Annotated in this window: 3 protein-coding genes; all 3 read right to left on the bottom strand. The window is 61.6% G+C overall.

Annotation, left to right across the window (positions count from 1 at the left end; genetic code table 11):
• The coding region (gene yidD / locus V6C07_RS06435) for a membrane protein insertion efficiency factor YidD (protein ID WP_333535526.1) at positions 1-183 on the bottom strand (183 nt) is incomplete at its 3' end.
• Positions 180-572, bottom strand: a complete 393-nt coding sequence (rnpA, locus tag V6C07_RS06430; RefSeq protein WP_333535525.1) for a ribonuclease P protein component — start codon at positions 570-572, stop codon at positions 180-182. The genes yidD and rnpA, both read right to left, overlap by 4 nt.
• A gap of 42 nt (positions 573-614) precedes the next feature.
• Positions 615-749: a 50S ribosomal protein L34 gene (gene rpmH / locus V6C07_RS06425; protein WP_012625590.1), complete on the bottom strand. Its 135-nt coding sequence runs from the start codon at positions 747-749 to the stop codon at positions 615-617.
• Positions 750-1,315 lie beyond the last annotated feature (566 nt).

The following is a 1,315-nucleotide window of genomic DNA, read 5'->3' as shown; positions in this document are numbered from 1 at the left end:
ACAGCGGGCCAGGCGCTTGAGCGCCAGCCAGCCGCCCCGCAACACGCCGTGGGTCATTACGGCCTCGGCGGCATAGGCGGAACAGGTGGGATAATAACGGCAGGCAGGAGGCAGCACAGGCGAAATGCAACGCTGATAAACGCGTATGGGAAAAACGCAGATCACACGCAACAGGTGGCTCATGGCAAACCATCCAATGCCGAAGAGCCCGGCATCTGCCGGGCCACACTCCGTAACAGGGGCAAAAGCTCAGCAGCCACACGGGCATAGTCCAGCGCGGCTTCTCCGGCATGCTTTTTTGCTACGGTAACGATATCGGCCTCCACGGGCAGCTCCTTTCTGTGCAGACGGTAAAACTCCCGCAACAGTCTTTTGACGCGATTGCGCACCACGGCCTTACCCACCTTACGGGAAACGGCCATGCCGGTACGCGCGCGAAGACCGGGACAAGCCCGCGGCAACACGAAGACAAGGAAATGCTCGGTATGGTAGCGCCTGCCCCGCTCGTAACAGGCTGTAAACTCCACCCGGCGGCGGATGCGCAACTGTCGGGGCAGGAGGTACCGGCGCATGAAAGCTCCCTAATGACGAACGGGGGCAAGTCCCCCGTTCAACTAGGCGCTCAGGCGTTTACGGCCTTTGGCACGACGACGGCGCAACACCGCGCGGCCCCCGGGGGTTGCCATACGGGCGCGAAAGCCGTGAGTACGTGCCCTTCTGATTTTGCTCGGCTGATATGTTCTTTTCATGGCTGACTCCTTAAAATTTCCGGTAGGGCCAAATGCCGGACCGGGGATTTTCGGCACGCAGGGCTTTAGCGGTTATGAGGCCGTCAGCCGCCGTGGCGGCAGGGACGGCAAGGCCCTGGCGTTAAAATATGGAAGAAGCTACATACACGCCCACAGCCCCCCCGTCAAGCGCGGACTGGGCCAATCCTTTCAAGGCCATGCCCGTAACAACCGCCGCTTCCGGCACTTTTTGCGCCTTAACCACCGGAATAAATTTACCGCGTCAGTCCTTTGCATGGCGCAAGGGACTTCAAAAACAATCCTGACAGGCATGCATCAGCCCGGCACAGGCCACTGGAGGGCGGCCAGGAAACGTCAGGGGGCGCTCTGCGGCTGTCATGTCACCGCATATCATCATGACGGCGACAGTTGGCGGGCATTCACGCCCCTGACTTCTCACGGAAGAGGCGCACGGACAGGAGCCTGCCCTGCGGAACCGTTGGACGGCGGCAACAGATCATCTGCGGAAAGCGGAGGAACCGCCGGGGGCGGCAGCATGCCTTGAGAGCCGGCCCCTGCCGCATCCC

The organism is Desulfovibrio sp. 1214_IL3152 (assembly GCF_036763055.1).
Taxonomy (GTDB): Bacteria; Desulfobacterota; Desulfovibrionia; order Desulfovibrionales; family Desulfovibrionaceae; genus Desulfovibrio.
This window is presented reverse-complemented; position numbering and strand designations above follow the sequence as displayed.